This window comes from Microcoleus sp. Pol12B3 (assembly GCF_036701355.1).
Lineage (GTDB): Bacteria > Cyanobacteriota > Cyanobacteriia > Cyanobacteriales > Microcoleaceae > Microcoleus.
In genome coordinates this window covers 53,846-80,260 of sequence record NZ_JAUBQS010000013.1, presented here as the reverse complement: position 1 = coordinate 80,260, position 26,415 = coordinate 53,846, and the positions used below count along the sequence as shown (strand labels likewise).

At 46.8% G+C, this 26,415-nt stretch carries 25 protein-coding genes; 17 read left to right on the top strand and 8 right to left on the bottom strand.

All coding sequences use genetic code 11. From position 1 onward, the window contains the following. The first annotated feature begins 46 nt into the window (after positions 1-46). From QUA53_RS09290 to QUA53_RS09280, 3 genes are read left to right on the top strand one after another with little or no spacing between them, the layout of a single operon-like run. Complete coding sequence (locus QUA53_RS09290; protein WP_333077478.1) at positions 47-262, top strand: plasmid partition protein ParG; 216 nt, start codon at positions 47-49, stop codon at positions 260-262. Positions 263-317: 55 nt separating this feature from the next. Beyond that, complete coding sequence (locus QUA53_RS09285) at positions 318-521, top strand: hypothetical protein (protein WP_333096564.1); 204 nt, start codon at positions 318-320, stop codon at positions 519-521. Beyond that, on the top strand, positions 521-931 hold the full coding sequence (locus tag QUA53_RS09280) for a hypothetical protein (RefSeq protein WP_333096562.1): 411 nt from the start codon (positions 521-523) through the stop codon (positions 929-931). The genes QUA53_RS09285 and QUA53_RS09280 overlap by 1 nt, the downstream gene beginning before the upstream one ends. A gap of 213 nt (positions 932-1,144) precedes the next feature. On the opposite strand, the gene QUA53_RS09275 is transcribed toward QUA53_RS09280, so the two are convergent. Further along, a complete protein-coding gene (locus QUA53_RS09275) occupies positions 1,145-1,909 on the bottom strand; it encodes a sulfotransferase domain-containing protein (RefSeq protein WP_333096560.1) in 765 nt (254 codons plus the stop codon). 337 nt (positions 1,910-2,246) lie between these two features. Between QUA53_RS09275 and QUA53_RS09270 the strand changes: the two genes are divergently transcribed. The 6 genes from QUA53_RS09270 (at position 2,247) to QUA53_RS09245 (ending at position 10,994) form a co-directional block, all read left to right on the top strand. Then, the gene (locus tag QUA53_RS09270) at positions 2,247-2,489 is read left to right on the top strand and encodes a hypothetical protein (protein WP_333096559.1); all 243 of its coding nucleotides are present in this window, start codon (positions 2,247-2,249) and stop codon (positions 2,487-2,489) included. After that, entirely contained in the window at positions 2,482-7,728 is a 5,247-nt protein-coding gene (gene hpsA / locus QUA53_RS09265) for a hormogonium polysaccharide biosynthesis protein HpsA (RefSeq protein WP_333096557.1), read from the top strand. The genes QUA53_RS09270 and hpsA overlap by 8 nt, the downstream gene beginning before the upstream one ends. Positions 7,729-7,774: 46 nt before the next feature. Beyond that, entirely contained in the window at positions 7,775-8,422 is a 648-nt protein-coding gene (gene hpsB / locus QUA53_RS09260; protein ID WP_333096555.1) for a hormogonium polysaccharide secretion pseudopilin HpsB, read from the top strand. A gap of 64 nt (positions 8,423-8,486) precedes the next feature. Beyond that, positions 8,487-9,536 carry a hormogonium polysaccharide secretion pseudopilin HpsC gene (gene hpsC, locus QUA53_RS09255; RefSeq protein WP_333096554.1) on the top strand — a complete coding sequence of 350 codons (1,050 nt, stop codon included), beginning with the start codon at positions 8,487-8,489 and terminating at the stop codon, positions 9,534-9,536. 58 nt (positions 9,537-9,594) lie between these two features. Further along, a complete protein-coding gene (locus tag QUA53_RS09250) occupies positions 9,595-10,224 on the top strand; it encodes a prepilin-type N-terminal cleavage/methylation domain-containing protein (protein WP_333096553.1) in 630 nt (209 codons plus the stop codon). Between the two features lie 131 nt (positions 10,225-10,355). Further along, on the top strand, positions 10,356-10,994 hold the full coding sequence (locus QUA53_RS09245; protein ID WP_333096552.1) for a Uma2 family endonuclease: 639 nt from the start codon (positions 10,356-10,358) through the stop codon (positions 10,992-10,994). A 159-nt stretch (positions 10,995-11,153) separates the two neighbouring features. Here the strand turns inward: QUA53_RS09245 and QUA53_RS09240 are convergent, their stop codons facing one another. Next, entirely contained in the window at positions 11,154-11,900 is a 747-nt protein-coding gene (locus QUA53_RS09240; protein ID WP_333096550.1) for a cobalt-precorrin-6A reductase, read from the bottom strand. Between the two features lie 210 nt (positions 11,901-12,110). Here QUA53_RS09240 and QUA53_RS09235 point away from each other — a divergent pair, with 210 nt between their 5' ends. Beyond that, on the top strand, positions 12,111-12,929 hold the full coding sequence (locus QUA53_RS09235) for a tetratricopeptide repeat protein (protein WP_333096549.1): 819 nt from the start codon (positions 12,111-12,113) through the stop codon (positions 12,927-12,929). A gap of 202 nt (positions 12,930-13,131) precedes the next feature. Here QUA53_RS09235 and QUA53_RS09230 read toward each other — a convergent pair whose 3' ends face one another. Together QUA53_RS09230 and QUA53_RS09225 are read right to left on the bottom strand one after the other, a co-directional pair. Beyond that, complete coding sequence (locus tag QUA53_RS09230) at positions 13,132-13,368, bottom strand: hypothetical protein (RefSeq protein ID WP_333096547.1); 237 nt, start codon at positions 13,366-13,368, stop codon at positions 13,132-13,134. A 334-nt stretch (positions 13,369-13,702) separates the two neighbouring features. Then, entirely contained in the window at positions 13,703-14,488 is a 786-nt protein-coding gene (locus QUA53_RS09225; protein ID WP_333096545.1) for a TIGR01548 family HAD-type hydrolase, read from the bottom strand. A 177-nt stretch (positions 14,489-14,665) separates the two neighbouring features. On the opposite strand from QUA53_RS09225, the gene QUA53_RS09220 reads away from it, so the two are divergent. From QUA53_RS09220 to obgE, 4 genes are all read left to right on the top strand, one after another. Next, positions 14,666-14,977, top strand: coding sequence for a 30S ribosomal protein PSRP-3 (locus QUA53_RS09220; protein ID WP_333056906.1), 312 nt, complete (start codon positions 14,666-14,668; stop codon positions 14,975-14,977). A 476-nt stretch (positions 14,978-15,453) separates the two neighbouring features. Next, on the top strand, positions 15,454-16,527 hold the full coding sequence (locus QUA53_RS09215) for a class I SAM-dependent methyltransferase (protein WP_333248806.1): 1,074 nt from the start codon (positions 15,454-15,456) through the stop codon (positions 16,525-16,527). A 416-nt stretch (positions 16,528-16,943) separates the two neighbouring features. Continuing rightward, entirely contained in the window at positions 16,944-17,840 is an 897-nt protein-coding gene (locus tag QUA53_RS09210; RefSeq protein ID WP_333096542.1) for a Mo-dependent nitrogenase C-terminal domain-containing protein, read from the top strand. A gap of 577 nt (positions 17,841-18,417) precedes the next feature. Continuing rightward, positions 18,418-19,458, top strand: a complete 1,041-nt coding sequence (gene obgE, locus QUA53_RS09205) for a GTPase ObgE (protein ID WP_333096540.1) — start codon at positions 18,418-18,420, stop codon at positions 19,456-19,458. Between the two features lie 355 nt (positions 19,459-19,813). Here obgE and QUA53_RS09200 read toward each other — a convergent pair whose 3' ends face one another. The 4 genes from QUA53_RS09200 to QUA53_RS09185 form a co-directional block, all read right to left on the bottom strand. After that, positions 19,814-20,479: a DUF1295 domain-containing protein gene (locus tag QUA53_RS09200; protein WP_333096538.1), complete on the bottom strand. Its 666-nt coding sequence runs from the start codon at positions 20,477-20,479 to the stop codon at positions 19,814-19,816. A 435-nt stretch (positions 20,480-20,914) separates the two neighbouring features. Next, positions 20,915-21,316 (bottom strand): hypothetical protein, encoded by a 402-nt coding sequence (locus QUA53_RS09195; protein WP_333096537.1) that lies wholly within the window; start codon positions 21,314-21,316, stop codon positions 20,915-20,917. A gap of 65 nt (positions 21,317-21,381) precedes the next feature. Continuing rightward, positions 21,382-23,007: a serine hydrolase gene (locus QUA53_RS09190; protein ID WP_333248803.1), complete on the bottom strand. Its 1,626-nt coding sequence runs from the start codon at positions 23,005-23,007 to the stop codon at positions 21,382-21,384. Positions 23,008-23,270: 263 nt separating this feature from the next. Then, positions 23,271-24,227, bottom strand: coding sequence for an RNA methyltransferase (locus QUA53_RS09185; protein WP_333096532.1), 957 nt, complete (start codon positions 24,225-24,227; stop codon positions 23,271-23,273). A gap of 86 nt (positions 24,228-24,313) precedes the next feature. Between QUA53_RS09185 and QUA53_RS09180 the strand changes: the two genes are divergently transcribed. From QUA53_RS09180 to QUA53_RS09170, 3 genes are all read left to right on the top strand, one after another. After that, positions 24,314-24,469: a DUF2256 domain-containing protein gene (locus QUA53_RS09180; RefSeq protein ID WP_006631540.1), complete on the top strand. Its 156-nt coding sequence runs from the start codon at positions 24,314-24,316 to the stop codon at positions 24,467-24,469. Between the two features lie 72 nt (positions 24,470-24,541). Next, positions 24,542-25,477, top strand: coding sequence for an isoaspartyl peptidase/L-asparaginase (locus QUA53_RS09175; RefSeq protein WP_333096530.1), 936 nt, complete (start codon positions 24,542-24,544; stop codon positions 25,475-25,477). Between the two features lie 115 nt (positions 25,478-25,592). Beyond that, entirely contained in the window at positions 25,593-26,318 is a 726-nt protein-coding gene (locus tag QUA53_RS09170) for an SMI1/KNR4 family protein (RefSeq protein ID WP_333096528.1), read from the top strand. Positions 26,319-26,415: the final 97 nt, after the last annotated feature.

Below are 26,415 nucleotides of genomic sequence, written 5' to 3'. Positions count from 1 at the left end.
GCGCCTGTGTGTCAGGCTAGACACATAGACAAATCGATATAGCGATATGGAAACTTTGACTACAAGTAAAACTGTGTCCGTAAAAATCTATCTACCTGAAGAGACAAGAGCCAAGTTCAAAGCATCTTGCGCCATGCGTAGCCTCAGCATGAATGAGGTTCTGTTGGAGTACATCGAAACTTGGTTACAGGAAAACGAACCCGTTTTAGAGCCAAAGCCCCAGCGGGTCAAGACGATCGCCAAAACTGAGGAAACAGACTGATGACCGATCGACTATATCGAATAAACGGCATCCTCGAACAAACCGCGAGGGACAAATGCTGAGAGATGCAGACAACCCAGAGAAATCTTGGGAGGATTTAGAAGCCGAACTGCTTCCTCACCGTCCTTTTTATGCCCCCGGCGAGACTGAAATTGAAAAAGACCTTTATGCTAAGCGACGATGTGCTCAGCATAAAATGAAGGCTGAAAAACGCCCCGATATTGCAGGCCGCTCTTATTACTACTGCACGGAGACATAATGATGATGACTAATTCGAATTACCGACTGCTACCTGCCAGAGATGAGTATGTTCAAGTGTCTATCTATCTCAATCGGGTGCATTTGGACGGATATACGCCCGATCGCGCGATCGCACAATTGATCGAAATGGGTTATGCTCCTACTTTGCAATATCAGTGGAATCCAAAACGAAATGAGTTTGATTTATTTGCTCTGATTCACGATCGCCCGATCGCCGATTCACTGATGGATAAACAGGCTTGTGATGCTCTATGGGCTGCTTTTAACCAATCTTCGCTTTACGTGATTGGTTGCGAGATGGCGCAAAATCCTAACTGGCTAGCGGCACGCAGCTTTAACGATCCGCGCCGTCACGCTACGCCGGAGGAAATCGAGCCTCTGGAAGCAAATGCGGAGGCCGCTGCTTAATATTTTAGTCCTGAGCCCAACTGGCACAAAAAAGGTTTTTATACCAATTTAATGTGAAGTTGCACATATTTCGATCCCCCTAAATCCCCCTTAAGAAGGGGGACTTTGATCGGAATCTTGTCCCCCCCTTATTAAGGGGGGCTAGGGGGGATCGGATTCTACGGGGCCTCATAAAAAATTGGTATTAGGCGATTGTTGACACGAATGACATTATTAATCCCAGCCGAAATCTCGATCGCACAATTCGGCTAGTCTTTGGTTGTGCGATCGAAAATATGCTCTCAATTGGTCGTATATTGTCTCGTTGATGGGCGGATATTCGTTGGAGTTGAGCTTTCCGTAGGTTTTTAGTTGGTGGGGGGGTAAGTCTAAAAATTCGAGGACGGTGTTGAGGATTTTTGCTGGGTTGCTATACAAGTCTTCGCTTTTGATGATTGAGATTTGTGATTTGGGAAAAAGTTTCATCCAAGCTGGGAGTTGATCTGCGTAAATGCCGCGGGCTAGATAGCTGTGGTGTTGGTGTTCGTAACTATAGTATTTGGGGTTGGCTAGGAGTTTTTCCATTTCGCCGTTGAGTCTTTCGGGTTCGGCGGCGATCGCGTCTTCTAATGAGAGTGTTTCGTATTTTATTCTAATATAATGATAGTAGTGGGAAATGGCGCGATCGACTGGGTTTCTCAGCAGGGCGATGATTTTAACTTTTGGACATAAATCATAAATTCGCTGGGGAACGTGGGGGTGAAATATGTAGTAAGGACTGGCTTCTCCGGTGATTTTTTTGGGGCTGTTTTTGGGTAGGGGAAATTGGGCATAGTACCAGTCTGGGCCTTTGTCGAACTTTAAGTCAAAATAATGTACTTCTTTTTCGGTGGCATGGGCGATTTGGGGATGTTCGGTGAGATAGGCATAAAGCGATGTTGTTCCGCCTTTTTGGGCACCGATGATGATGAAGTCGGGGGGTTTGGGAGTTTGTTTCATGGGTTGTATGTTTTATATTTTGCACTTGTACTGACAGTGTTTCGGATTTGGCATTTGTACCGATAGTCCGCCGGGGGGCATTACGGCAATTAGATCGCACTTGGGGGCATTACAGAAATTCGATCGCCCCATTTAGATTTGATCCCACTGACAGGCTTAACCACAATTCGATCGCCCTCTCTACATTCTAGATTCCGGTGGTTGAAACTGAGCCTAGACAAACAAAGCCTGCGGGGGCGGGCTGGGAAATACATCGAATACGATCGCAATCACTGTTTTTGGGTGATCGCATTCACTCTGGCTCTGACCACTGACATTTCAATTTAACTAGATTAGAGTGGGGTTAGGAAGATCTAATCCTTGCGGGGCAAATCTTTCTCTGAAAAATATATTATCGGCGGCGATTTTAGTTGCGGGTTTGTGGGTTTTATTTTTCAGCCAAGGTACAGATTTAAATTTGTGCAAGAGGCTGATATGCAAGTTGCGGAAAATGGGAACAATAAAGATGGGATTGTACTGTCGAGCAGTAACTACCAGCAATACCATCTCTGAAATTATTCAGGAAGGCGTCAATGTTTAAGAGCAAATTATCCAAAGTTATCGTATCCCTGCTGCGGCGGATTGCTGGTGTTACCAGATCCGGGGCCAAGCGGCTGATGAGAGCAATGCTGCAAACCCTGATGGCTATGGGCCGGAGGGCGAGACTGCCGGTGGCGGGGTTTGTGCTGCCGACGGTGACGATGGTGTTGCTGGTAGTGATTTTGTTGACTGTGGCGATTACGCTGCGATCGTTCGATCGGGCGAATACAGCGCGTAACGTGCGCGTGAACCAGCAGGTGCTGGCGGCCGCGACTCCCGCGCTCGATCGAGCGAAAGCAAAAATTCAGTATGCCTTATCCCCTCAAGGAAGCGGAACACTTGAGACACCATCCGAGTTGAGCGTTTACCAAGCGCTAGATTCAGCTCGCTTTAAATTTGGAGATGAGGATGTTTTACAGGTTAAGGTTGATATTGATAATTCAAATGTAATTGAGCCTGCCCCTGTCGATCTAACTAAAATTAATGAAAGCGAGAGGATAAATACCGCTTGGAGGTTCCCTGTAGATACTGACAACAATGGTAAATTTGATACCTACACTCTCTACGGGATATATTTTCGCAGTCCACCTCGCGATGCGAACACAGGAGAGTTTAATAGAGCTAGAAAGGGTTTAGAAGCCAGAACCCCTCCTATGTCGGTATCGCAAGCTTCTACCAACGCGATCTGCAAGGCAGCCGCAGGTACTAGCGCTAGTTTGGTAGGCAGTTCGGACTGGTACAAAGCAGAGGGCGTACTCAAAAAAAGCTTCTTTGTCTACACGGTGAACGTGCCGATTAATGATATTACGGGAGTGGCTACACCAGCCGACTACGAAATATTTAAAGGATCTCCAAGTTTCTCAGCTTTGGAGTATCAACAAGACCAAAAACGCATTCCACTACAAAATAATGCGGTGGTTTATGAAGATGACTTAGAAGTATCTCCCGGCCCGGCGCTACGTCTGAACGGACGAATATTTACTAATAGTAACTTTGTTGTCACTCACACGAACACGGGGCCGGTGACGTTTTATCTCGTTAGCAGCAGAGAATCTTGTTTCTACAACCTAGAAAATAGCAAAATAGTCATTAGCGGTAATGTGGTGAATGGCTTTTCAGGAGGTGCTGACAACATTTCCAAAGACATAGGAGTTCATCTATTTGGGACAACTGCTACCGATCCAGAACTAGGAAAATCAATCAAAGGTCCAGATGATCAGTCTGTAGCCTACAAAGATGGTGCTTTGGGGGTCATATACAATAACAAGGCTTATTCCGATCGCATCGGTCTGTTAGTTTCCGAACAGGAAAAGAATGCCGCTAATTCCGACCCCCTGGAAGTTAAAAATGCCATTGCCAAACAAGTGGAAGAAGAAACTGACCCCACTCCTCCCAGCCCCGCTCGTCAAGAGGAGATTCGCAGAGAAAAGCTGGAATCTTACTTTAGATTGCGGACGCGGAAAGTGCCTTTTGCAGAAGTGCCGGCCGCTGGAGACGCATTGGCTGGCTATGTTGACCCTGTAACAAAAGTGGTGACTACATCTCCATTCGGCGGTACAGGCGAGGAACTGCGACCGGTGGATCCCTGGGTGATACCTTCGGACACCAACACTAAACTCGATACAACTAAGAGGCTCAAAGCCAACAGCCCGGAAAAGGTAGAGGAAAATAATAAAGAATCCGAGTTAGGCGATCGCATAATCGTAGGGAACAATCTACCAGCACTGAGGTGGAGAAGCGATTTGAACCCTCCCAAATTTGTGGGTGAAGGTGAGGAAGGGAGAGACTTATTAGGAGTTGATTGGCTAGATGGGGGCGAACGCTACCGGGAACCCCAAGTGAAGCAGTTCGCTGATGTAGGGGGAGCACAGAGGGACGGCTTCTGGGAACTAAGTGCGGCCCAAGCACCTGAAACAGCAGTTGATGCCATTGGCGGATTGCGGGTAATCACGGGTGCGGGTGTTTACGAGCGCACAAACTCTTTTCTGCCACCTCCCAAAGTCTTCAACCCTGCTGCTAATGCAGTATCGGAGTTCTACGACGACCCGGCGACTACTGCTGTAGAAAAGTTCCCTGTGGTTTGGCCCGACTCCATGCCGATGTCACCCGGCCCGAATTCAAAGGTTTATAACAATAATTCTCCTGCTGGTACTGACCCCTGGGTTTTACTAAGCTCTGGCGACTGGGAAACTCTTAGTCAACCTGCAGCAGGTGCTACACCCTTATTAACTCCCACAGCTCCCACTATAGATCCTAATACTCGCAAGTATGCTAAGGGCGACTTGCGGATGCGCGCCACTGCGATCTATCACTACGCAGACAACGAGGGCGCTCAAGCTGCTAAATTAGCTGATACCCCGCTGGCTTGTGTTAGCAGCTATTACGATCCCAGCTACCGATACAGCAAAGGTGGAACTCTATTCGATTCCAGTCTCAACGGTCCAGATTTGCCGGAAGAAAACGCAAATGGTAAATCCAACAACGGCATCGTCTATGGTCGTCCCGAAGCAAGACCGACCGGTGCAACTCTGACGGCAGCTCTCATGACTGACCCATCGGGTCTCACTTCAGTAGGAACAACAGAGAATCGCTTGAATTATCAAGCCAGTCTCGTGTTTCCTGACGGTCGGTTTGTCAACGAGAACTTAAGGAAGGCTTTGCAGAAGGCTGACGGGGCACGCAGCTTGTCGGAAAAAGCTGCGATCGACTCTACTCTTTGCTCTTTTAAAATTTTGGCCGCTCCGACTACAGGCTTTTCTACCACCTACCTGGAGCACGGGACAATTCGGGAAGTTGCTTTTCTCAATCCTAGGGAAGTTAAGGCGATCGACAAGGACGACCCAGCTACGGCAGTGGACGAGACTTATAGCCTTAGCAGTCCTTTAAGTTCTTCCACTGGTAGCGGCTTGATGGCTCCCGCTCAGAGGGCGCAGCTAACCGGACAATACGACCTTCCCCTAGCAGAAAGACAACCCCTAGAAATCCGGGTCACGCAATTAGATATCGATAAGCTCAGGATTAAAACGCTCGACTACAAGCGAACGCCCACCATCAACACCCTTAAACCAGAGTATATGCTGCCTTACAGCGGCCTAATTTACGCCAGCCGTGATGACGGGGCACCCGATCGCAGCGATCGTACTCCAAATAGTCTGGGCAATGCCATTGATGAAACCCGGAGCAAACTAAGCAGTTCTACTGATTCTCGGTTAGACCCCAGCCGCAGACCCCACGGAATTATGCTGATTAACGGATCTAGCTTGGGTCGGCCGACAACTGTCGCCACGGTGACAGACGTACTCAAAGAGAAGGGTTTGCTGTTGACTTCTAACCTGCCGGTGTACATCCAAGGCGCATTTAACACACACACCCAGAGAGAATTTGGTACAGGTGTTGCAACTGCTTTTGATTGGACTCCTAGCGCTTTCTACGGTCGCCTAGGTACAACCCTGAATCCCAATTTTGCTTGTCGCCTCGGCGATCCCCGATACCCTGGCAAATGCGCTGGCAGCGATAATTGGCGAGGGGCAACAGTGCTCTCGGATGCGATCACGCTGCTCTCTGAGCCAGAGTCAGGTAATTTACAGGAAGGCTTCCGCTACGGTGTCCGCAATCACGGAGATTTTGACCTGAGAAATAATGCAGGTAGCACGATCGTGGGCTATGACTTTAATGGCGATGGCAGTCTAGGTACTAATACAGTTAGTGAAGTTAGCTTCGACTTTGACCTCAATGGCAATGGGAATAAGACCGATACGACTGTTAAAGAGACTGATGTAACGGCTAAAGCCGCTCGCAGGATTAACGGTTTCGGTGCTAACAACTACGTCACTAACGGTTTGAGTAGCGGTGCTGCTTTTGACATTATCAATCAAGAAAAGTTCGGGCAAAGCACGGGAACTAGCGTTTCACCACAAGACGAAAACTACCGCACTAACACAGGTGCTGCTCCCAACAGTTCCTACTTCAACAATTTCATTACGCCAGTTCAGCGACGGGCTAATAATTCAATTAAATTTCCAGAGTATGTGATGGAAATCTGCCGGAAGTTGCCTGTTTCAGCTTGCGGACCTAATGACTGGGTAGTTGGTATTGATGCCGGTACTACTGGAGTATTTGATGCACCTGCTGGACCTGATGAAATAAAAAAAGCAAGCACTGTCCCAGTAAGCACAGCGGTCACTAAACTGTTATCAGGTACAACAGCTAAGCCAGCTATCGATCCAGCAGATAGACGATATCCCCGTCGCGTAGCTTTTGTGCGAGACAACTCAGGTAAGCTGGTTTTGGATAGCAACAGTCGCCCTATCGCGCTGGGAATTGCTAGCCCCACTGCAGTAGCTTTCTATGCTACTTCCACAACTCCTGTCACTGTGGACGGTACCCCCATAACTCCTGTCACTGGTCAGCCTCAGCTAGCAGATAACGCTCTTTGGTATGCGACCACCAATACTCCCGCTAATCCCAACGCTCCGACCCAAATTAACTATGGCAAGGATAAACCTCTGTTTTACGCCAAACTACCCACAGCTACAGTTGAGCAGCCACAGCTAAGACCTACTTTGCAGATTCAGGCCACAAATTCTAATCCTGTGGCTGGTTTGGTTCCTATACAAGGCCCCAACGCTAACGACGGAACGCGATGGATGCAAAGAGCACGGACTACGGAGTTTAACCTCATAGTCGCCTCAAATGACGTTCCTTCACGGGCGCTCTCTGCCAGCCTTGGGGAAACCAATGGAGGTATGCAAAACTTACCGCGCTTTATGGAAAATTGGAGAGGACTAACTACCTCGATCGCGGGTTCGTTTATCCAATTCAAGCGCAGTGCTTACGCAACGGCTCCTTATCAATCAGTTCTGGATATCGCTACTACTACTCCTTTTAATGCCAAAATATTCGACAGTCGCCTCGAAATTCCAGCGGATACCCGCAGCATTTACAGAGTTCAAAACGCATTAGGTGCGATCGGCTATTTCGTTGCACCCGATCGGGAATGGGGATTTGATGTAGGTTTGCTTTCACAGCCCCCAGACTTGTTCGCGCAAAAATTTACTCTCCCTGCTACTCAGAAAAAACCTGACGAATATTTCAGAGAAATCAGCCGGGATGATGATTGGGTAAGAGCTTTGTTGTGCGCTGAAAAATTGAACAACGACCCCGCTCGCACTTTCTCTGGTAAGTATGCTGCAAATGACAGCGCTACAAAACCAAGAACAGACTGTCCTAAACTTTCCTGACCTTTAAACGCTCACATTCCTGAGTTCAAAATGCGGAGTGCTTACTATGATCAAACGCCAACAGCCACACAGTAGTTTACATAAGTCTCAAGAAGCCGGCTACACGATTATCGAGTCATTGGTAGCGATGATTGTAGTTTCGGTGCTGATGATTGCGATCGCCCCTGTGATGGCTTTCTCAGTAGCAACTCGCGTACAAGCCAAACGGATAGAAATGGCCACTCAAGCCGCCAAAACCTATATTGAGGCGCTCAGGTCTGAGGCGCTCAAACCCGGTACTAACAACGGGTTTCCTGCTCAGTACACAACCCCCAAATTAGAGGACAGCCCCGCTCCAGGCAACATCAACGCTCTTTATTGCATAGACAAAGATGGGAATGGCTGTACATCTGACAGCAATCAAGACTTTGTAGTTCAGGGCTACTACTATAACAACTTACCCGCTGCTACAAATCCGACAAAAACAGGCTACAGCTTAATTGTTCGGGTTTACAGGGCTAATTCTTTTGCTGGTAGCGTCGGAGCCCTAAAAACTCAGAAGGATCTAAACGCACAGCAAGGAATTACTAGCTCAGGGCTGGGAAATCTCCGAGCGCCTTTGGTAGAAATGAGAACAGAAATAGGTGCTAGCGATCGACAAGGTGCTTACAACAGTTTGTGTACTCGCATTAATGGCGCCGCCGGCTGTCAGTAATCATCAAAGTCCCCGTTATTAAATTTAAAATCGCTCCCCCCATTTGGCAAAGGAAACAGTCAAAATGAAAACTTTACTCAGGTTGCTTCTCAAAAGTCAGCACCAGCGAAACCGCTCCGGGCCAGCTCCAACAGAAAAGGGCATGACTCTAGTCGAGCTCTTAGTCGGAGCAATTATGGCATTTTTAGTCATCACGCCGATGCTCGCTTTTGTAGTTGATATGCTGAATACCGACAGGAGAGAACAAGTCAAGTCAAATACCGAGCAAGACCTTCAGGCTGCCGTTGATTTCATCTCCCAAGATTTGAGTCAAGCTATTTATATTTACGATAAAACGGGTATTGATTTAATTAGAAATCAACTTCCCGATGCTGCAGATGTAAACACGAAAATTCCGATACTTGTATTTTGGAAACGACAGCTAATCAAAAAAGCACTTCCTATCGACGCGAGTATAAAGCCCCTAGATTGTGTAAGTAATAGTGACAAATGTAATGATACCTACGTACTATCATTAGTTGCTTACTACCAATTTAAAGAAACTAATCAGCAGTCTATTTGGTGTCAGCCTTCAGGTGGCAATTGTCCTACCCGTATTGCTCGTTATGAAATTAGGGATGGAGTAAAAAACCCTTACTCGATAGATCCAGCCGCTCCTTACTATAGCAATAGTGAGACAATAGAATCTCAACGACGAGATCCAGCTTTTGAGAAAGATTTTGCCTTTTCTGAACCCACAAAAAAGGTGACAGTTGCGACGGGACTGACAGATCTCCAATCGGGGGCAAAAAATCCGCAAGTTCTGGTTAACTACATTGATTCCACTACACCAGGCCCGACATTATCACCCACTGAATGTAAGACGGCTCTTGGTAATCCTACTGACCCAAAAGATGCAACAAAGTTTCTAGACGAAGCAACGCTAAAAGTAATTGACGCAGGTACAAATAGCTTCTACGCTTGTGTAGATACAGCGAGAAACATAGCCAGAGTTACTATTAGAGGAAATAGCCTGCGCCGCATTCAAACCGATGCTGATTATGATGCCAAAAAATCGGCATATTTCCCAACAGCAACCGTTCAAATACAAGGCCTAGGTGGGTTAGGACAGTAACTTATGCCTGAAACACATTTCCGAATCGCCGCCGGCGGATAAACAATAGGAGAATACCATGAAAACCCCACCAATATTATTAAAACTTTTGCATAACTCGGCTGCCAAGCCCAGCCCTAATTTCAACAAAACTGCATCCAGAAAAGATGATGGAGGATTCACGCTTCTAGAAATGGTCGTGATAGCGTTAATCATAGGTATATTAAGCTCGATCGCCGCTCCAAGCTGGGTGGCCTTCATCAACAGACAAAGAGTTCGCACTGTGAACGATCGCGTTTTGCAATCATTACGACTTGCACAAAGCGAAGCAAAGCGAACTAAGCGTGATGTCAGAATTGAATTTGATACAACTGTCAATCCGCCAAAAGTTAAGTTTGACCCGCCACTAGCGACAGGTGGTAGTGAGCAAAAGCTAGATGCTGGAGGCGACATTAAACCGGGCACCATTGCACTTTCAACGAATGCAAATGCTGGTTTTTATACAGAGGTTCCTCCTATTGCTGCAAACTCGATCGTTTTTGACTATCAGGGCAATGTAAAAAAATTGCCTCCAAGTACAAATCCTGCAATTACCAACGCACGATTTGTTGTCACAGTTGCTCCATCTCGCGGTGGTGCTAAGCAGTGCGCGATCGTGGAAACTATCATAGGAGGAATGAGAACTGCTGAAGGAACAGAATGCAACTAACTGAGTGTCGATCATAGCTTTCAATAAATTTAATCTTAATCCATAGCATCAATTCCGCATAAATGCAGAATTGCTAAAATCTATTAACTTAAATTATTTTATATTTCAAATCCTATTAAAACAGTCAAAATATGCAGCTAGAACTAAAACAAATAATCATCCAGCCAGGAAATCAACTATTACTCAAAGATATAACCTGGTCAATGTTTGAAACCCTACTAACAGAATTGGGAGAAAGTCGCGCATCCCGACTTTCATACAGCAAGGGAACATTAGAAATCATGGTTCCCCTACCCGAACACGAAGTTGGCAAAGTCCTGATTGGTAACTTAGTCGAAGCACTACTCGAAGAACTTGGTATGGAATTTTGGTCTCTAGGTTCCACTACATTCAAAAATCAAAAAATGGCTCAAGGAGTAGAACCAGATACCTGTTTTTACATCCAAAACGAAGCCGCAGTCAGAGGCAAAAGCCGCATCGACTTAGAAACAGACCCACCTCCCGATTTAGCCATAGAAATCGACCTCACCTCCCGCACTCAGTTCAACAACTACGAAGCATTAGGAGTTCCCGAATTGTGGCGCTACAACGGCCACAACCTGCAAATCAGCGTACTGCAAGATGGAAAATACATACAGTGCGATCGCAGTCTCCAGTTTCCCAACTTCCCCATCACCGAGCTCATCCCCCAATATTTAGAACAAAGCAAAACAGCCGGCAGAAACGTCGCCATGAAAGCCTTTCGATCTTGGGTAAAAGCGCAAATTTAACGGGGCGATGACAAAATTGCTGTAGGGAAACCGCACTACCGTTCCCTGATATCATTTCCGGTAACACCGGAATGATGTTGACTGTTGACGGTTGACTGTTCGCTGTCAACAGTCAACCGTCAACTCGAATTTACTATTCCAATGCTAACGAATTTGATATCATAACTGCTTAACTAACCAAGCGATCGCCCCTTCAACATCAGCAACCTGCTCAACATCCGCAATCGGCGGCCGCTGCACCATCACCACGGGAATTCCCAGTTCCCTAGCCGCAACAATTTTCGCATAAGTAGCACCGCCCCCGCTGTTTTTACTAACAATTGTATCAATATGATATTCTAATAATAATTGGCGCTCATCTTCCAAAGAAAAAGGCCCCCTTGCTAATAACAATTTACCATTAGGAATAGGAGTATTTAGTGCCGGAGGATCGATCGCCCGCATCAAAAACCAAATAGCATCCAAACCAGCAAAAGCAGCCAATTCCTGCCTACCAATCGTCAGAAACACCCGCTGAGACAGCCCTAATAAAGCCTGTGCAGCCTCCGAGTGGCTGGCAACTTCAATCCAGCGATCGCCCTCCACCCTCTCCCAAGCAGGACGCACCAGCATCAAAAAGGGCACATTACATTCAGCAGCAGCAACAGCAGCATTAGCAGAAATCTGAGCCGCAAACGGATGAGTAGCATCGATTAAGAAGTCGATCGGGCTATTGAGCAAAAACGCCGCCAGCCCAGCCGCCCCACCAAACCCTCCAATTCGCACCGTACCCGTTTTTGGGGTAAAAGGCTGTTGAGTGCGTCCTGCCAGCGAAGATACCACCTCAATTTCAGCAATTTGAGACGCTCTTGCCGCCAGTTCAGCAGCATCCCCCGTCCCGCCCAAAATTAACAACCGTTTTTTCATAAAATTAGTCCTAACATATCGAACTAATACCTAAAATTTTGGTTAATAATGTCTTTAAGGATCGTCAATTAAATAATTTCCCTTTTTTCTTGTGGGATGGGCGTCCCGCCCGTCCCCGATAGACGGGCGGGACGCCCATCCCACAACAAACAGGAAAAGTGGATTTTATTTAATTCTCATTCCTCAGTAAAGTTTCAACTGCCAACAAAGATGATTCGCTCACTGTTCACATTTTTTACAGTATTAATTGTAACCGGGTTAGTTTGGCTGGGAAATATCGCCCCCGTTGCCGCACAAGTACAACCAACAGATATCACAGATCCCCAACAGGAATTGGGAGAACTCGTTCAAAAAGCTTTTGAAGCTACAAATGAAGGCAAATTTCCCGCCGCTGAAACTTTTTGGACTCAAATTATTGACAAATTTCCCTCACAAGCCGCCGCTTGGAGCAACCGAGGCAATTCTAGAGTCAGCCAAAACAAACTACAAGCAGCTATTTCCGACTACGAAAGAGCGATCGAACTAGCACCCGACGCCCCCGATCCCTACCTCAACCGCGGCACCGCCTTAGAAGGTTTAGGACGCTGGGAAGAGGCGATCGCAGACTACAATCATGTACTAGAATTAGACTCCCAAGATCCAGCCGCCTACAACAACCGAGGCAACGCCGAAGCAGGTTTAGGAAAATGGGAACAAGCAATTGCCGACTACAGCAAAGCCTTTGAACTAGCCCCCGAATACGCATTTGCCCGCGCCAACCACGCCCTCGCACTTTATCAAAACGGGCAAACCAAAGAAGCAATTCGCAACATGAAAAACATCGTCCGCAGATACCCCCAATTTGCCGACATGAGAGCCGCCCTCAGCGCCTGTCTTTGGGAAGCCGGAAAGCGCGGCGAAGCTGAGAGCAATTGGGTAGCAGCAGTCGGCCTCGATGCCCGCTACAAAGACCTCGATTGGGTTGCCAATAACCGCCGCTGGCCACCACTTGCAGTCAGTGCATTAGAGAAATTCTTGCACTTGCAATAATCTCACAACACCAATGAAAAATTGCGAGCATCCCCTGGATTGTGGGGTTTAATTCCTAAAAGGGATGCTCCCAAGAATTGCCAAATGTCATCCTAAGCTAGCAGTAAACAAACTATTGAAGAACACTTTAAACCCTTCTTCCTTGTTTCTTTTTTACTCAATCTTCATCCCTTAAATTCGTTCCCTCCCTTCAATTATCTTCTCAAAACTCGTATTCCACATCTCCAGAAACAATCTTATCTGTCACCAACATTCTGTACAGTCCCAGTTCTTCAACAGTAACTTTTCCGTCAGCCCAAATCGCTCTATTGATGTCTTCCATCTCTTGCTTAGATATCTTGCCGTCAGCAACAGCTCGCTCGATTTGGACTTGGAGCTTTTCTAGTTGCCGACTTTCTTCCGGCGTAGCTTGTTTATCAGTCGATCGCGAAACTAACATAGTTGCTTTCTCCTAGAGCTTGACCTCTACTCTGTACTAAGCCGCAGCAGCAGATATTGTCAACTCAAAGATGCAAAAATTGACAAATAAATGTAACAAAACTACATTTACTTGTCAATAGGATAAGGTGCAAAATTATTTAACAAAATTACATTTGTTGGTCAATAGTATCAATATCAAATCCGCGCTTCATCGTCGGGCCTAAAGTCGAATCAAGCTGCCAACAAATAATTCGCGAAATTTTCAGTTTTTTGACCCCTCCTTCTACAGTCAACAGTCAACAGTCAACAATCAACAATCACCTGACGGTGCAACGGGAATCGATATGACTGGCCTACTGAACTAAGTCTCGAATCCGCGCAGCCGTCAACTCCTCGACATTCCTGAAAACCGCTGCAGCACCCGCATTTTCCAGCACCTTAGCATAAGCCTCACAGCGCACAGCATCATCCAAAACATGAGGTGGCAAAATACCAGTCCCCAGCCAAACTCGATGTGGTTGCAATTCCCGCGCCTTCACAACCGTGTAAATATCGGCAACCGTATCTCCCGCGTAAATCACGGGCAAATTTTTTTCTAAACCGTGCAGAGTTTCCAACTGTTCAATTGCAGAGAAAAGTCCAGCCGGATCTGGTTTTCCCGGTGCATCTTCCATCGCCACCAACACCGGGGAATTTAAACTCAGTTTCCCTGACAAAACATAAGCAGCTTCATCCCGCATCGCCCCGCTAAAAAAGCCCCAAACAATCCCCCCAACCGTTAAACTTTCCAGGTAAGCCGGACTTAACAACAGCGGTTCGTCACAAATGTAACCAGTCCAATTATTCTCATCGGGCCCGCGATAGCGACTTTGGAAAAAAGCCACTAATTCCTCATAGTTGAGAGCGAGTTTGTTTCTCGATCGCCCAATCCCCTCAAAATAACGGCAAACTAACTCGAAAGACGCCTGCCAGTCATTATTCCACACTCCCTCCGACTTCAGAGAGTCGATATCGAGAGAATTCGGACGAAAAGCACCCGCCGTGAAATGTTCCACCGCATCCGCAATTGCCCGCCGGTAGGAACCGGACACATCCCGCACCACACCGTCAATGTCGAAGACTAAAATAACTCTGTTCACAGCTTAACTATCCTTGTACCTAGGGCGGGTGAGAACCCAAATTTTATCTGTTCCCAGCCCCTGAGTGGCGCTAAAACCAGCCGTGCCACAAAACTTTTCATGGCCGATGACCAATTATCGAACAGAGTGTGCTACGCTTAGCGATTGTAGAAATTTTTAACAAGTTCGATCGGAACCCTGGAGGTTTGCTTGTCCAAGTTCATCTTAAAAGTTCTCTGGCTAGAAGAGAATGTTGCCCTCGCCGTTGACCAAGTTGTCGGCAAAGGAACTAGCCCGCTGACATCCTACTTTTTCTGGCCTCGCAAAGATGCCTGGGAAGACCTCAAAAACGAACTCGAAGCCAAACACTGGATTGCTGATAACGATCGCGTCGAAATCCTCAACCAAGCCACAGAAGTCATCAACTACTGGCAAGAGGAAGGCAGACGGCGCCCGATGACTGAAGCTCAGTCAAAGTTCCCTCTAGTGACTTTTACCGGCAGCAACTAAGCCCAGCTTTAATTTGCTACCCATATACATTGCCTGTTATGGCTGACGAGGGGAAGGAGAGAGGGGAGAAGGCGAGAGGATTTGACGCTTTTTCCACCTCGCCGTGAAAAATACAATTTAAATCCGCTACAGCTTTTCTTGATACTAACTCCGATTTTGGAACCTACTGGGGTTTTGGGCTAGGTCGATTTGAGATTTTAGACTTGAGATTTATCCAAAATAAAGCTCTCAAATCTGATTTAATACAATCTAAAAAGACTAAGCAACCAAACCAAATAAATCTAAAATCGGCTTTTTTATACTCTTGAATTGTACAGTCAGCTCTCAACGTAATTCCCCCGAACCTCCAACCTCAAGCCTCAAAATCCATCCGTTAAATCCGTTAAATCTTGTACACGGATTCCTTCTTCCTGACATCCGTTACATCAGTTAAACAATCCGTTGCCGAACTTCCTTCTTCCTTCTTCGCGGAATCTATGGGCGCCGAAAGTACGATCGACCAGACCGAACAGCTACCGCTGGTAGTAAATCCCGACATTCTCCAGCAAGCAATCCTCTACAAAATTAATACTCGCATAAACGCTCGCGGAGAATTAATTTTCCCCTGCATCCCAGGAATGCTAAACCACTATCTCAAGTCGATAGAAAAGCTATTTAGCACTCTCGACAGACCCCTGCCAGAAGACCGCCGAGACGAACTCAGCAAGCTATTAGCCACCAAGTTAGAACAAGGCTACCGCACCTCCACAGCATCGATGCTGATCCTGCAATACGAATCAGTGCAGCCACCGCAAACCGGTTTAGCTTGCAAAGTCATTGTTACTAGCTCAACAGTTGGAGAACAGTACAAAAGCTGGGTAGAAACCAGAGAACCTCCGCTTTTCGGCTCTCATCCCGATGCAAAATTAATGACCACGGCTGCTAAATTGGGTACACCCGATCGAGTGCGGATTTTGGACGTGGGCGCTGGGACCGGCCGCAATACCTTGCCCCTGGCGAGATTGGGCTATTCTGTAGATGCGATCGAACTAGCCCCAGCTTTTGCAGAACAATTGAAAGCCGCAGTAACAGCCGAAAACCTTCCCGTGACAGTGACTGAAGGCGATGTGCTCGATCCCTTAATGCGGATGAAACCAGCCCGCTACCAGTTGGCAGTTGCCGCCGAAGTCATCTCACATTTTCGAGACAGCGATCAAGTACGGCTTTTCCTCGCTAAAATGTGCGATTCCCTGTCTCCCGGAGGCCTGTTGCTGTTCAGCACGTTTTTAACCGTCGGTGACTATCAGCCCGATGCCCTAGTGCGACAAGTTGCCCAACTCTCCTGGTCTACTTTATTTACGCCCCAAGAACTCGCCACCGCAATGGAAGGGTTGCCCTTAGTCCAAATATCCGACGAATTGGTGTTTGAGTACGAACGCCACCACCTGCCGGAAGGAGCCTGGCCACCGACGCCTTGGTTTCCCAGTTGGGCCACCGGTCGAGATGTCTTCCCGATGGCAAACGCACGGCCGCCAATGGAATTGCGCTGGATTTTGTGCCGCCGAAGTTAAAATTTTTCTCATTTTTAGGCGGACACAGCAATCAAAACGGTTAACTGGCAGTAACAGTTTCCTCAGATATTTTTATTTCAATAGCTTAAATCCGGCTAGCTGTTAATATGACGCTGCCGGCACAGAAAAATTTACAAAAATATATATTAAAATGTAAAGAGAGCGAAGTTCGATCGCCCCTGGGTGACAAACCCAGTGTCTGATTAGATCCAACGCTTGCCAACCTTTTATTTCTTGCGAAAAATTGGGTGGCTAATGGCAATCGGGCTTGCATAAAATTCGATCGTCATCTTGATGGGTGCAACTAAAGTTAAAATGAATTCAACAAACCTATTCCTCTCGATAGATGACTTTTTAGGGAATAGGATTAGCCAATAGATTAGCTCGCTAGTCAGCGATGCTGCTGAGAAACAAATATGCTTTTAACACGTCCACTACAAGCGTTTGGAGCAATCTTCGGGCACAAACCTTCCACAAATAGATCATCGATCGACCAAAAAACCAGTAAAAATTATTGGGAGGGGAATATTGAGTCCGCTGTAAACGAACAAATTGACTGGTACATCCAAGTGGAAATGCTAATGAGTAACGCTAAATCTTCCTGCACCAATGAAGAGATTACTGCTTGGCTGCGGGGATTGCTGACAATTGCTTGGGCAGACGGCAACTTTGACGAAGACGAGCAAAAAATGATTGCAAATCTAACTCAGGATGAACTACACCCGGTATCTTTTGAGGAGGGCTTTGAACCTATTGCCCCAGAGGAATTAGCCGCTGTGTTAGGGAAAGACACCGCCAAAGGCGAGGATTTTTTAAGGACAGCAGTCATGGTAGCTTTGGCAGACGGTACCTACTCGCTCAGCGAAGACGAGGTAATCTCTAAATTTTGCACAGCTTTGGGGCACAATGTAGAGGCGATCGAAGCTCTGCGACACACCATCGAAGACAGCAAATGCGATGATCCGCAGGGGCCCAGCAGCCAAATAGTTTTTGATGCGAATGTCGCCCCCGCCGCCGGAACACCCCTTTCATCTCGGCTACCTAAACCTCACCACAAAAATGTCCTGCAACCGGTAAAAGACTGGCTCGACGGCTGGGAAATTCACGACCCAAAATTGGCACACTTTGTCTGTAAAATTATTCCACCCCAGTGTCCGTTTGAGCGAGATGTCGTGTTATTTGGTCACAAAATCGTCCACATTCCGGCGATGTGCCAGATTAACCCGCTTTACGAACAGTTAGTCGGGATGCGCTTTCGAGCTCTCTGCTATTTGGCAGATGAATGTAAGGAAGATGTATCGTCCTATTGTTAAAAGGAATGGGTAATTGCTAATTGGTAATTCATTCCGGGGCGCAGAACCTCTATCTGTAGGATGCGCCCATAAGCACCTTACCGCTATAATTAGCACGTTAAATGCGTATTTGGCGAAGTTCTGTAATTAGCAATTGCTAATTTTCCGTAGTAAATTATTTGCGATGATTTAGAAACCGCTTTTTGGCAGAAAAAAAGATTTTTACAGCTCTTCGCACCTGATAAAAACCCAGTTTATTCTGTTGGCGTGCGTGATTTATGCAAATATAAAGTCTGCTTTTATAATACTAATTTAATAAAAATTTTGGTAGAATTCTGAAATTATTATATAGCTTATTAAAAGCTTTAAAAGCCGGACACGGCAGTGCCGTTTCCCTACAGATGCTCGCGTACAATCTCTCGCTCTGCACTACTTTTGAGAATTGGTATAATTATATTTTTCCGGCAACTGTAAATCGCGACTAAAGTTGGCTGTCATCCGCCGACGCGGACTAAAGGAAAAGGGGAATATGGTACTTGCATCTGGTATAATAATAACTAATGACTATTGACACTGACTATTGACTACTGACTAAATTATGCAATTTATCGATCGAGCAGATATTCAAGTCGCAGCCGGCAAAGGCGGCGACGGTATGGTAGCTTTTCGCAGAGAAAAGTATGTACCAGCGGGTGGCCCCTCTGGTGGGACGGGTGGCAAAGGCGGTTCCGTGTATATGGTGGCGGTGGAAAGCCTGCAAACGCTGCTAGATTTTCAGTACAACCGGATTTTTAAAGCCGATGACGGGAAGCGAGGCGCGCCGAAAAATATGACCGGTGCCGGTGGGGACGATCGCACGATCGAAGTTCCCTGCGGTACAGTAGTTTACGACGCGGAAACTCAGGCCATATTGGCAGATTTGGTGACGCCCGGACAGACTTTTTGCGTAGCCAAAGGCGGCAAAGGCGGTTTGGGCAACAAGTGTTTTCTGACCAATTCCAACCGGGCTCCCGATTATGCGATGCCGGGAAAAGAAGGAGAACACAAATTTTTGCGTTTGGAATTGAAGCTATTAGCTGAAGTTGGAATTCTGGGGATGCCGAATGCTGGCAAATCCACCTTAATTTCAGCTTTATCTGCGGCTCGCCCCAAGATAGCAGATTATCCGTTTACAACTTTAGTCCCGAATTTGGGCGTAGTCAGAAAACCGACCGGCGACGGTACTGTTTTTGCTGATATTCCGGGATTGATTGAGGGAGCTCACGAAGGTGCTGGCTTGGGTTACGAGTTTTTGCGGCACATCGAACGAACTCGGTTGCTGCTGCATCTGATCGATATTACTGATGAAGATCCGATCGCCAATTACGTCACAATTCAGGAAGAATTGAAGGCTTACAGGCGTGGTTTAGCCGATAAACCGCAGATTTTGGCTTTTAATAAAGTAGATGCGATCGACCTCGAAAGCGAAGAAATCGGTAATTTAATTAGCCGACTTAAAGAAATGAGCGGCGCTCCTGTTTTGTTGATTTCTGCCGTTAGTAGACTTGGATTGGATGAATTGATGCAGCAAGTTTGGCAAAAACTCGACGAGATGAACGAAAAACAGGCAGCGGAACTAGAAGCCGTCGTGAGTGTGTAATCGCTTTCTGGTTCCTGAAATTTCCGCGAATGGGTAAGTGTTTTTTTGAGGGGGTCAAATCTTTCGGCTGTAGGGCTGGTGCGGCAAGGGTTTGAGCCTCTGTGTCTTGAAAAACGATCGTTGAAAAGTATCTAACGACTGCTTTAAATCGCCTACAAGCCTGACAGTGAAAGTTACCAAAGGGGTATGGGGCAATGGCTAAGGCTGTGTGGCAAAGGCGGGAAATTTATTATTAGAAGCTTTATCTTATTTTGCGGATATAAGTTGAGCTACATTCACGGCATTTCCTAAAAATTCGCCTTATTATCCCTCATCAACTCCTACTGTAATTCCGCAACGCCCTGAATTACTATTTTTAACCAACTTTCTCCTCTAAACTGTCTTTTTTTTGTTCGAGAGCTGTCGATACAAATAGTCGAGGTAGTAAAAATCCCGACCGAGCTTTGTAGTCGGCAAATTCAGGATATCGTCCGAGTGAACGATCTTTTTTTATCATGTTAGGAATAAAAACACCAGCAACAAAAGCTGCCAGAATTAAAAAAGGTAGCCAGTGCTGAACTAGCATCGCAAACGATCCGTAGATGAGGATTTCTCCTAAGTAATTCGTATTGCGCGATCTGGCAAAAAATCCTTCAGTTATTAGTCCCGAACGGTACTTAAGGGTGTAATACTTCTGTGCATCAGCAGTATAGTGTAGAAAGACACCGATAATATTTAGGGAAATTGCTGCTGCCACTAACGGCAGAGGTGGTTGTGAGCCACTGCTAATCAAAATAAAAGGTGCTACCCAATAGAGACTAACTAACACAAAGCCGAATATTCCCGTTCCGACAGAGATTTCTTGTTCCCACTGTTTATCTGGATATATCTGGTCTTTGAGCAGCCACAACAAACCATAAGTACCGTGCAGGGCGAGATAAACCCAAGCACCCAAATTAAAATTTTGGTAAATGAACATCAATGTCAAAATAAATGGAAAGCTGAGTCCTTTGTGCAGATTGATAAAGTGCTTGCTTTTCATAGCTTTTGTTAATCTCTATCTAGTAAACTCAATCTCTGTTTATATTACACTTTTTTAGATCTAACTACTTATCACGAGCAAACTTATCAATCTGCTTCTATTTTGCCTGACGCGGTAACAAGCAACTTAAAAGCGTGACCGGAGTGCCCTCGTTCGTTTATTTGACAGCTCCGGCTCTCGGCTTAACAAAGAAAATCGATCGCGATTTCAGTAGCGATAGAATGTGGCGCGGCTCATCCGCTCCGAAAGCTTAATCAATGATTTCTCTAATCGGGCGATCGCTATTTAACAAGTTCATATCGTTTCCGGTTGCATGGGGATGATAAAGTCAAGGTCAATAATTTAACATTCCCCCACTCCCCACTCCCCACTCCCCACTCTCCATCATTGAAAAACGTGGTTTCTGAGCACCGATGAGTAAAGTCTTAAGTCTCGTTAAATTCCGTTTGAGTTGCGAATTTGCCCGTTGTAATCGACTCTCACCCTTCCATCTTGAGAAACCGTAACAACTGTCTCTACAGTATAGACAGACGAACCAGGCTTGGAACCCTTAAAAGTAAAAGTCCAAGTTCCATCGCCATTGTCAACAAAAGGCGATTCCTTAGAAGTACCGTGCATAGAAGCTTCAGCTCGATAGTTGCCTAAACCCCCATTAGCCCTTTCTGCTGCTTGACGGGCTAAGTTTTTTGCCCGATTGAGTTCGATATTGTTGTTAATCACTGTCACGCCATCGGTCTGATATTCAGGAGCAGGATTAGCGTTACTCAAGGTGGGGGAGACTCCAACGGCTAAAGTTGAAAGCGCTACCAGACCAGCAAGTCGAATGTTTAGTTTCATAATACAAACTGATTTATAGTTTGATAAAGTCTACAACGCTTGCCCGAAAAAACCCGGTTGAATTTTCAATTTTTAATTTTGACTTGTGAATCGTCTGGCATTTCTCCACCGTTCAAATAGCGGTAACTCATTCGAGAAATATCCCGAATCAATGTTTGAGCTGGCTTCTCCGTTTCCGGCGAATGCTTCACCATCACCGCCACCAAATAACGCTTACCGTTGGGCAAATCCACCATCCCCGCATCCGCAAGCATTGTATCAATGTTGCCGGTTTTGTGAGCAATAACTGAACCTTCGCCTAAACCTTTCGGTAGCAAAGAATCGTTTTTAGTTTGGCGCATGATTTGCAAAATGCGATCGCGCGATTTCACCGATACCAAATTACCCCGATCGACCTGGGCTATGATATTAATCAAATCCTTCGGACTGGTAGTATTAGTTCCCTCCAAATCTGGCAATTTATTATGCAGAACCGTGGTACTCAAACCCCAATTTGCAAAATTCTGATTTAAAACCTCAGCACCTCCCAACAATTCAATCATCATATTTGTCGCCGTATTGTCGCTGACAACAATCATCTTTTGGGCAACTTCCAAAGCCGAATACTTCTTACCAGGGGAGTCGTCTTGCATCTCCCCAGAACCGCCGACAATGTGTTCTGGCTTCAGCGTCAGCATCTGATCTAACTGCACTTTCCCCTCATCTACTGCTTGAAAAAAAGCTACTAAAATTGGCAGTTTAATTGTGCTAGCTGAAGCAAAAGCAGTATCCCCATTAAAGTTTAGGTAGCTTCCAGTATCTAAATCGACTAGAAATATTCCGGCTGTCAAACTAGGATTTTCTGTAGCTAAAACCTGAACTTGCGTTTTCAAAGCTCCTAATTCTTGATTCAGTTGCAGCACTTCTGGGGTTGCGGGTGCCGCAGATGCGCTATCGCCTGGGTTGTTCTGCCCTGTGCTGGTTTGTTCTTCTGTCGCTACAGTGGATGCTCGACTCACAGCATTTACCACCGACAGCAGCGTACCGCAAATCACCGCTATGCCAACTCCCAAAATCAGCAAGCGAGTAGCATACACCAACGGCGGTACGCTCCGAGGTGCAGAGCGTTTACCCGGTCTCTGACTCGCTTGTGGGCGGGGTTTAGGCACGGGGGTTTTTTTGGCATCTGCGGGGATTACCGTGTCTTGAATGCGAACAGGGGGCGAACTGGGACGACTTCCACGGGTTGTAGGGGGAGTGGCTGTGGGGAGCTGGCTGTTGGGATTGCTGGCGATCGAACTCACGTTTTCCCGCTCCAGAGTCGGGTCCGGAAACTCGAACATATCGACAGCAGCGAGACCTTTTTTCGCTGGTTGGCGAGTCTTCGACTGCGGAGTTTTGCTGGTTCTGGGTTTTCTGGGGTTAATTGCCGATCGGGGATCGGATAAAAAGTCTTGTGTAGCAAATTCTTCCGAAGATGTGGGAGAATTTGCTCCAATTCTGCTGCCGCGGCCCTGTGGCAGTGGCAAAGTCGCAGGTTCGGGCGATCGAATTTCTGAATTGCCGTTTTGCGGTTGGGGAGGGCGGCGGCGGCCCGATTTGCCAGACTGACTTGCTTTGCCGGACTTAGGCTGCTTTGAGCCGGAGTTGGGAGAGGATATCGACGAGGATATCACCGATAATATCGATCCTTTGGGAAACCGCTCTGCCACGTCTTACTCCTTCATCACTAATGTAAAGTTCAAGTTTAAGATTTTTCAGCTTGCCAGCCAATCAATTTTAGATTTTAGATTTTAGATTTTAGATTTGCCCCAGACGCTGCATGGTATCAGCAACCAGGTTTATTGCTCGCAAATTATCGCAAAGCTTAGGTTTTTAGTCAAGAAACCCTGTTATGAAAGTGACAAGTGGGTGCAGGAAAGTTTTCTGTGAAAAACAATCCTCAATCTCACATCCCCAATTATCAGCATTTGTCCTAGCTATCCGTTGGATTTTCCGGTAACGCCCCATCCAGAGTATCAGAATTTGCCTCTCGTGGGTAAGTTTTGATTGCCCATTCTGTTTGGCGGAGGACGCCCCGCAGCATGGCGACTTCATCCACTGTCGGATAGGCTCTGTTGTACAAACGCCGAAATTTTTCCATCCGGCTTGCTGCTGTGTGCTGCTGCAAATATCCTATTTTTAACAGCAAAGTTTCTAGTTGCTGGTAATATCCCTCTAAATTTTCCAAGGAAGCACTGGCGAGGGGAATTGAGGGATTTTCTGTCTGGCGGGTGGCAAGTTGTTCTTGGTAACAAGTTGATAAATTATCTGTGGCATCGGGTATTGAAGAGGCAGAGCCTCTGGATATGCGTTCCCTGGCTGAGCCTGGGAACGAGGCATCTTCTTCTTCCTTCCCTCTTCCTTCTTCCCTCTTCCCTCTTCCCTCTTCCCTCTTCCTTCTTCCTTCTTCCCGGTATAGTTCGTAACAGCAGATAGCGACGGCTTGGGCGAGATTTAGGGAAGTGTAGGCATTGCTGCTGGGAATGCGGATCAGGCGCTGAGCGCGGTTTAATTCGGCATTGGTCAAGCCGCAGTCTTCTCGACCGAAAATTAGGGCGCTGGGGGCTTCAAGGAGCCAAGGCAAGGCATCTGCGGGTTCTTCTAGTTGTGTTGGCAACGATCGACAATCATCCCCTGTAGTTGCGATCGCTCTGACACACCCAACCAAAGCAGCGGGCAAACTCTCGACTACTTTGGTAGTTTCCAATATGTCGGCGGCGCGAACAGCCATCAGTCGGGCTTCTTCCCCTAAATGATCGCATTGAGGATTTACCAAAACTAATTGGTGCAAACCCATATTTTTCATGACACGGGCAACAGAACCGACATTCAATGGACCGGCAGGTTCGACTAAGACGATTCGGATGTTGGCGTCGGCCGTTTCGAGCATTTTTATTTCGGGAGGTGTTAGGCAGAAATTGGTTGTTTTGTTTGTTTTGATTAAAATTTAATCTGTAATGTAATGTCAAAGTTAGCATGGCCAAGCAGCGATCGAAATCTGATTTACCGACAAAAATGTGCCCAGTCTGCGATCGACCTTTTACGTGGCGCAAAAAATGGGCCGACTGCTGGGATGAGGTCAAATACTGCTCCGAACGTTGTCGTCGCCGCCGTTTGGCGGCTCAAGATTAAGAAGTTAGGGCAAGTTGCTCGATCGAAGCTAAGATTGCAAAGGAAAAATTTTAGGTTATTAGGTTATAAATTATGGCATCGCAACAAGTGCAACCAAAGCTAGTTATTCACGGCGGTGCCGGCAGTTCTCTACACAGTAAAGGCGGAATTGAGGCGGTGCGAAAATCGCTTTACGATGTTTTGGACGAAGTTTATCCGCTGCTGAAAGACGGTGCAAGTGCCGTAGATGCAGTGGTGCGGGGGTGCCAATTGTTGGAAGATGACCCGCGATTCAATGCCGGTACTGGTTCTGTGGTGCAGTCGGACGGTCAAATTCGGATGAGTGCTTCGCTGATGGACGGTTTGATGCAGCGTTTCAGCGGGGCGATTAATGTTTCTCGCGTTCAACATCCGATCGAACTTGCTCAATTTTTGCAGCATTCGGACGATCGAGTTCTCTCTGATTTTGGTTCGGCGGAATTGCTGCGAGAACTTCAATTGCCGATTTACGATCCGATGACGGATTTGCGCTTGCATGAGTGGATGCAGGAACGCCAAGGCAATTTTAGTAAAGCAATGGCTGACGTGGTTGCCGAACCGGCCGGTATGGGTACGATCGGAGTCGTAGCTTTGGATGTGCATGGACGCTTGGCTGCTGGAACTTCGACTGGTGGCAAGGGTTTTGAGCGGATTGGGCGGGTTAGCGACTCGGCGATGCCGGCGGGAAATTATGCGGCCCAAAGTGCGGCGGTAAGCTGTACGGGGATTGGCGAGCACATTATGGACGAGTGTTTGGCCGCGCGAATTGTGGTTCGGGTGACAGATGGTTTAAGTTTGAAAGCTGCTTTTGAGCGTTCTTTTACTGAAGCTGACGAGCGTCAACGGGATTTTGGCGCAATTGGAATTGATGCTAGCGGGGCGATCGCTTTCGGCAAAACTAGCGAGGTGATTTTGGGTGCTTTTCACAACGGTATGGAAATGGGTGATACTTTGGAAATGAGCAAGGGAACGCTGATTTTTATTGCTTAGCAAAGATTAGATTTGTTGCTTTTTTTGGATGCGATCGCGTATTCGCCGCGCGATCGCATGATTGGGACTACCTCCTGTTTACGTCTTAACCGTCTTGCCGGTAGCTCTACATAACATGAGTTCAAACGATATTAAAGAATTAGCAGAACTGCTTCGACGCTTGCGGCAAGAAGATAAAAATCTTCGCGTGTTCGGCGCAGATTCTCACCAATACAAACTGGAACAAACGCTTGCGGAAGCTGAGTTGCAGAGTTTCGAGCAGAAACATAAAATCAAGCTGCCCAAAGATTACCGTTTATTCTTGAAAGAAATTGGCAACGGTGGAGCAGGGCCCTTCTACGGTTTGGAGCTTCTTGAAAAGGCCGCACAGTATCGCGATTTGAGCAAACCATTCCCTTTCACCAAAGCAACAGACTCTTATTCAGATGAGGAGTTGGAGGAGTGGGGCGATAGAGACGAATATCCCGGCGTGTTGGAGTTATGCCATCAGGGGTGCGCCATCTACTCTTATCTCGTTGTAAACGGCCCCGCACACGGCACGATTTGGAACGGCAGGGAGGATTTCTATCCAACGGAATTGTCTTTTGGCAGATGGTATCGCCGCTGGGTTGAGAAGGCATTGCGGACTCTTGAAAATGAGCCGCTTGTGGATAAGCTCGCATTGGGAATGTCCAAGGAACAAATCTTAGCGGCAGCGGGAGGCGACTGGCAAGAACGAAAAGCCCTTTGTAACTCAATTTATTTCTTTGAAGCTCCAGAAATCCCGGCTCAACTTGAGTTAAACGAAGACAAAATAGTTATCAAAATCAACCTTTGGCCTTTCATATTAGCGCAGCCATAGGAAGGGCGGCATTACGCCATAATTAATAACCTCCTAATAGCCTTGGCGGTTGCTATAATACCCGCTTTATTTTTTAGTCTTTTAGAGAGGGACTTCG

What these genes read in the sequence shown, in the direction of transcription:
- QUA53_RS09290 (WP_333077478.1), top strand. Translation starts at nt 47, where the DNA reads ATGGAAACTTTGACTACAAGTAAAACTGTGTCCGTAAAAATCTATCTA.
- QUA53_RS09285 (WP_333096564.1), top strand. Translation starts at nt 318, where the DNA reads ATGCTGAGAGATGCAGACAACCCAGAGAAATCTTGGGAGGATTTAGAA.
- QUA53_RS09280 (WP_333096562.1), top strand. Translation starts at nt 521, where the DNA reads ATGATGATGACTAATTCGAATTACCGACTGCTACCTGCCAGAGATGAG.
- QUA53_RS09275 (WP_333096560.1), bottom strand. Translation starts at nt 1,909, where the DNA reads ATGAAACAAACTCCCAAACCCCCCGACTTCATCATCATCGGTGCCCAA.
- hpsA (WP_333096557.1), top strand. Translation starts at nt 2,482, where the DNA reads ATGTTTAAGAGCAAATTATCCAAAGTTATCGTATCCCTGCTGCGGCGG.
- hpsB (WP_333096555.1), top strand. Translation starts at nt 7,775, where the DNA reads ATGATCAAACGCCAACAGCCACACAGTAGTTTACATAAGTCTCAAGAA.
- hpsC (WP_333096554.1), top strand. Translation starts at nt 8,487, where the DNA reads ATGAAAACTTTACTCAGGTTGCTTCTCAAAAGTCAGCACCAGCGAAAC.
- QUA53_RS09250 (WP_333096553.1), top strand. Translation starts at nt 9,595, where the DNA reads ATGAAAACCCCACCAATATTATTAAAACTTTTGCATAACTCGGCTGCC.
- QUA53_RS09245 (WP_333096552.1), top strand. Translation starts at nt 10,356, where the DNA reads ATGCAGCTAGAACTAAAACAAATAATCATCCAGCCAGGAAATCAACTA.
- QUA53_RS09240 (WP_333096550.1), bottom strand. Translation starts at nt 11,900, where the DNA reads ATGAAAAAACGGTTGTTAATTTTGGGCGGGACGGGGGATGCTGCTGAA.
- QUA53_RS09235 (WP_333096549.1), top strand. Translation starts at nt 12,111, where the DNA reads ATGATTCGCTCACTGTTCACATTTTTTACAGTATTAATTGTAACCGGG.
- QUA53_RS09230 (WP_333096547.1), bottom strand. Translation starts at nt 13,368, where the DNA reads ATGTTAGTTTCGCGATCGACTGATAAACAAGCTACGCCGGAAGAAAGT.
- QUA53_RS09215 (WP_333248806.1), top strand. Translation starts at nt 15,454, where the DNA reads ATGGGCGCCGAAAGTACGATCGACCAGACCGAACAGCTACCGCTGGTA.
- QUA53_RS09210 (WP_333096542.1), top strand. Translation starts at nt 16,944, where the DNA reads ATGCTTTTAACACGTCCACTACAAGCGTTTGGAGCAATCTTCGGGCAC.
- obgE (WP_333096540.1), top strand. Translation starts at nt 18,418, where the DNA reads ATGCAATTTATCGATCGAGCAGATATTCAAGTCGCAGCCGGCAAAGGC.
- QUA53_RS09200 (WP_333096538.1), bottom strand. Translation starts at nt 20,479, where the DNA reads ATGAAAAGCAAGCACTTTATCAATCTGCACAAAGGACTCAGCTTTCCA.
- QUA53_RS09195 (WP_333096537.1), bottom strand. Translation starts at nt 21,316, where the DNA reads ATGAAACTAAACATTCGACTTGCTGGTCTGGTAGCGCTTTCAACTTTA.
- QUA53_RS09185 (WP_333096532.1), bottom strand. Translation starts at nt 24,227, where the DNA reads ATGCTCGAAACGGCCGACGCCAACATCCGAATCGTCTTAGTCGAACCT.
- QUA53_RS09180 (WP_006631540.1), top strand. Translation starts at nt 24,314, where the DNA reads ATGGCCAAGCAGCGATCGAAATCTGATTTACCGACAAAAATGTGCCCA.
- QUA53_RS09175 (WP_333096530.1), top strand. Translation starts at nt 24,542, where the DNA reads ATGGCATCGCAACAAGTGCAACCAAAGCTAGTTATTCACGGCGGTGCC.
- QUA53_RS09170 (WP_333096528.1), top strand. Translation starts at nt 25,593, where the DNA reads ATGAGTTCAAACGATATTAAAGAATTAGCAGAACTGCTTCGACGCTTG.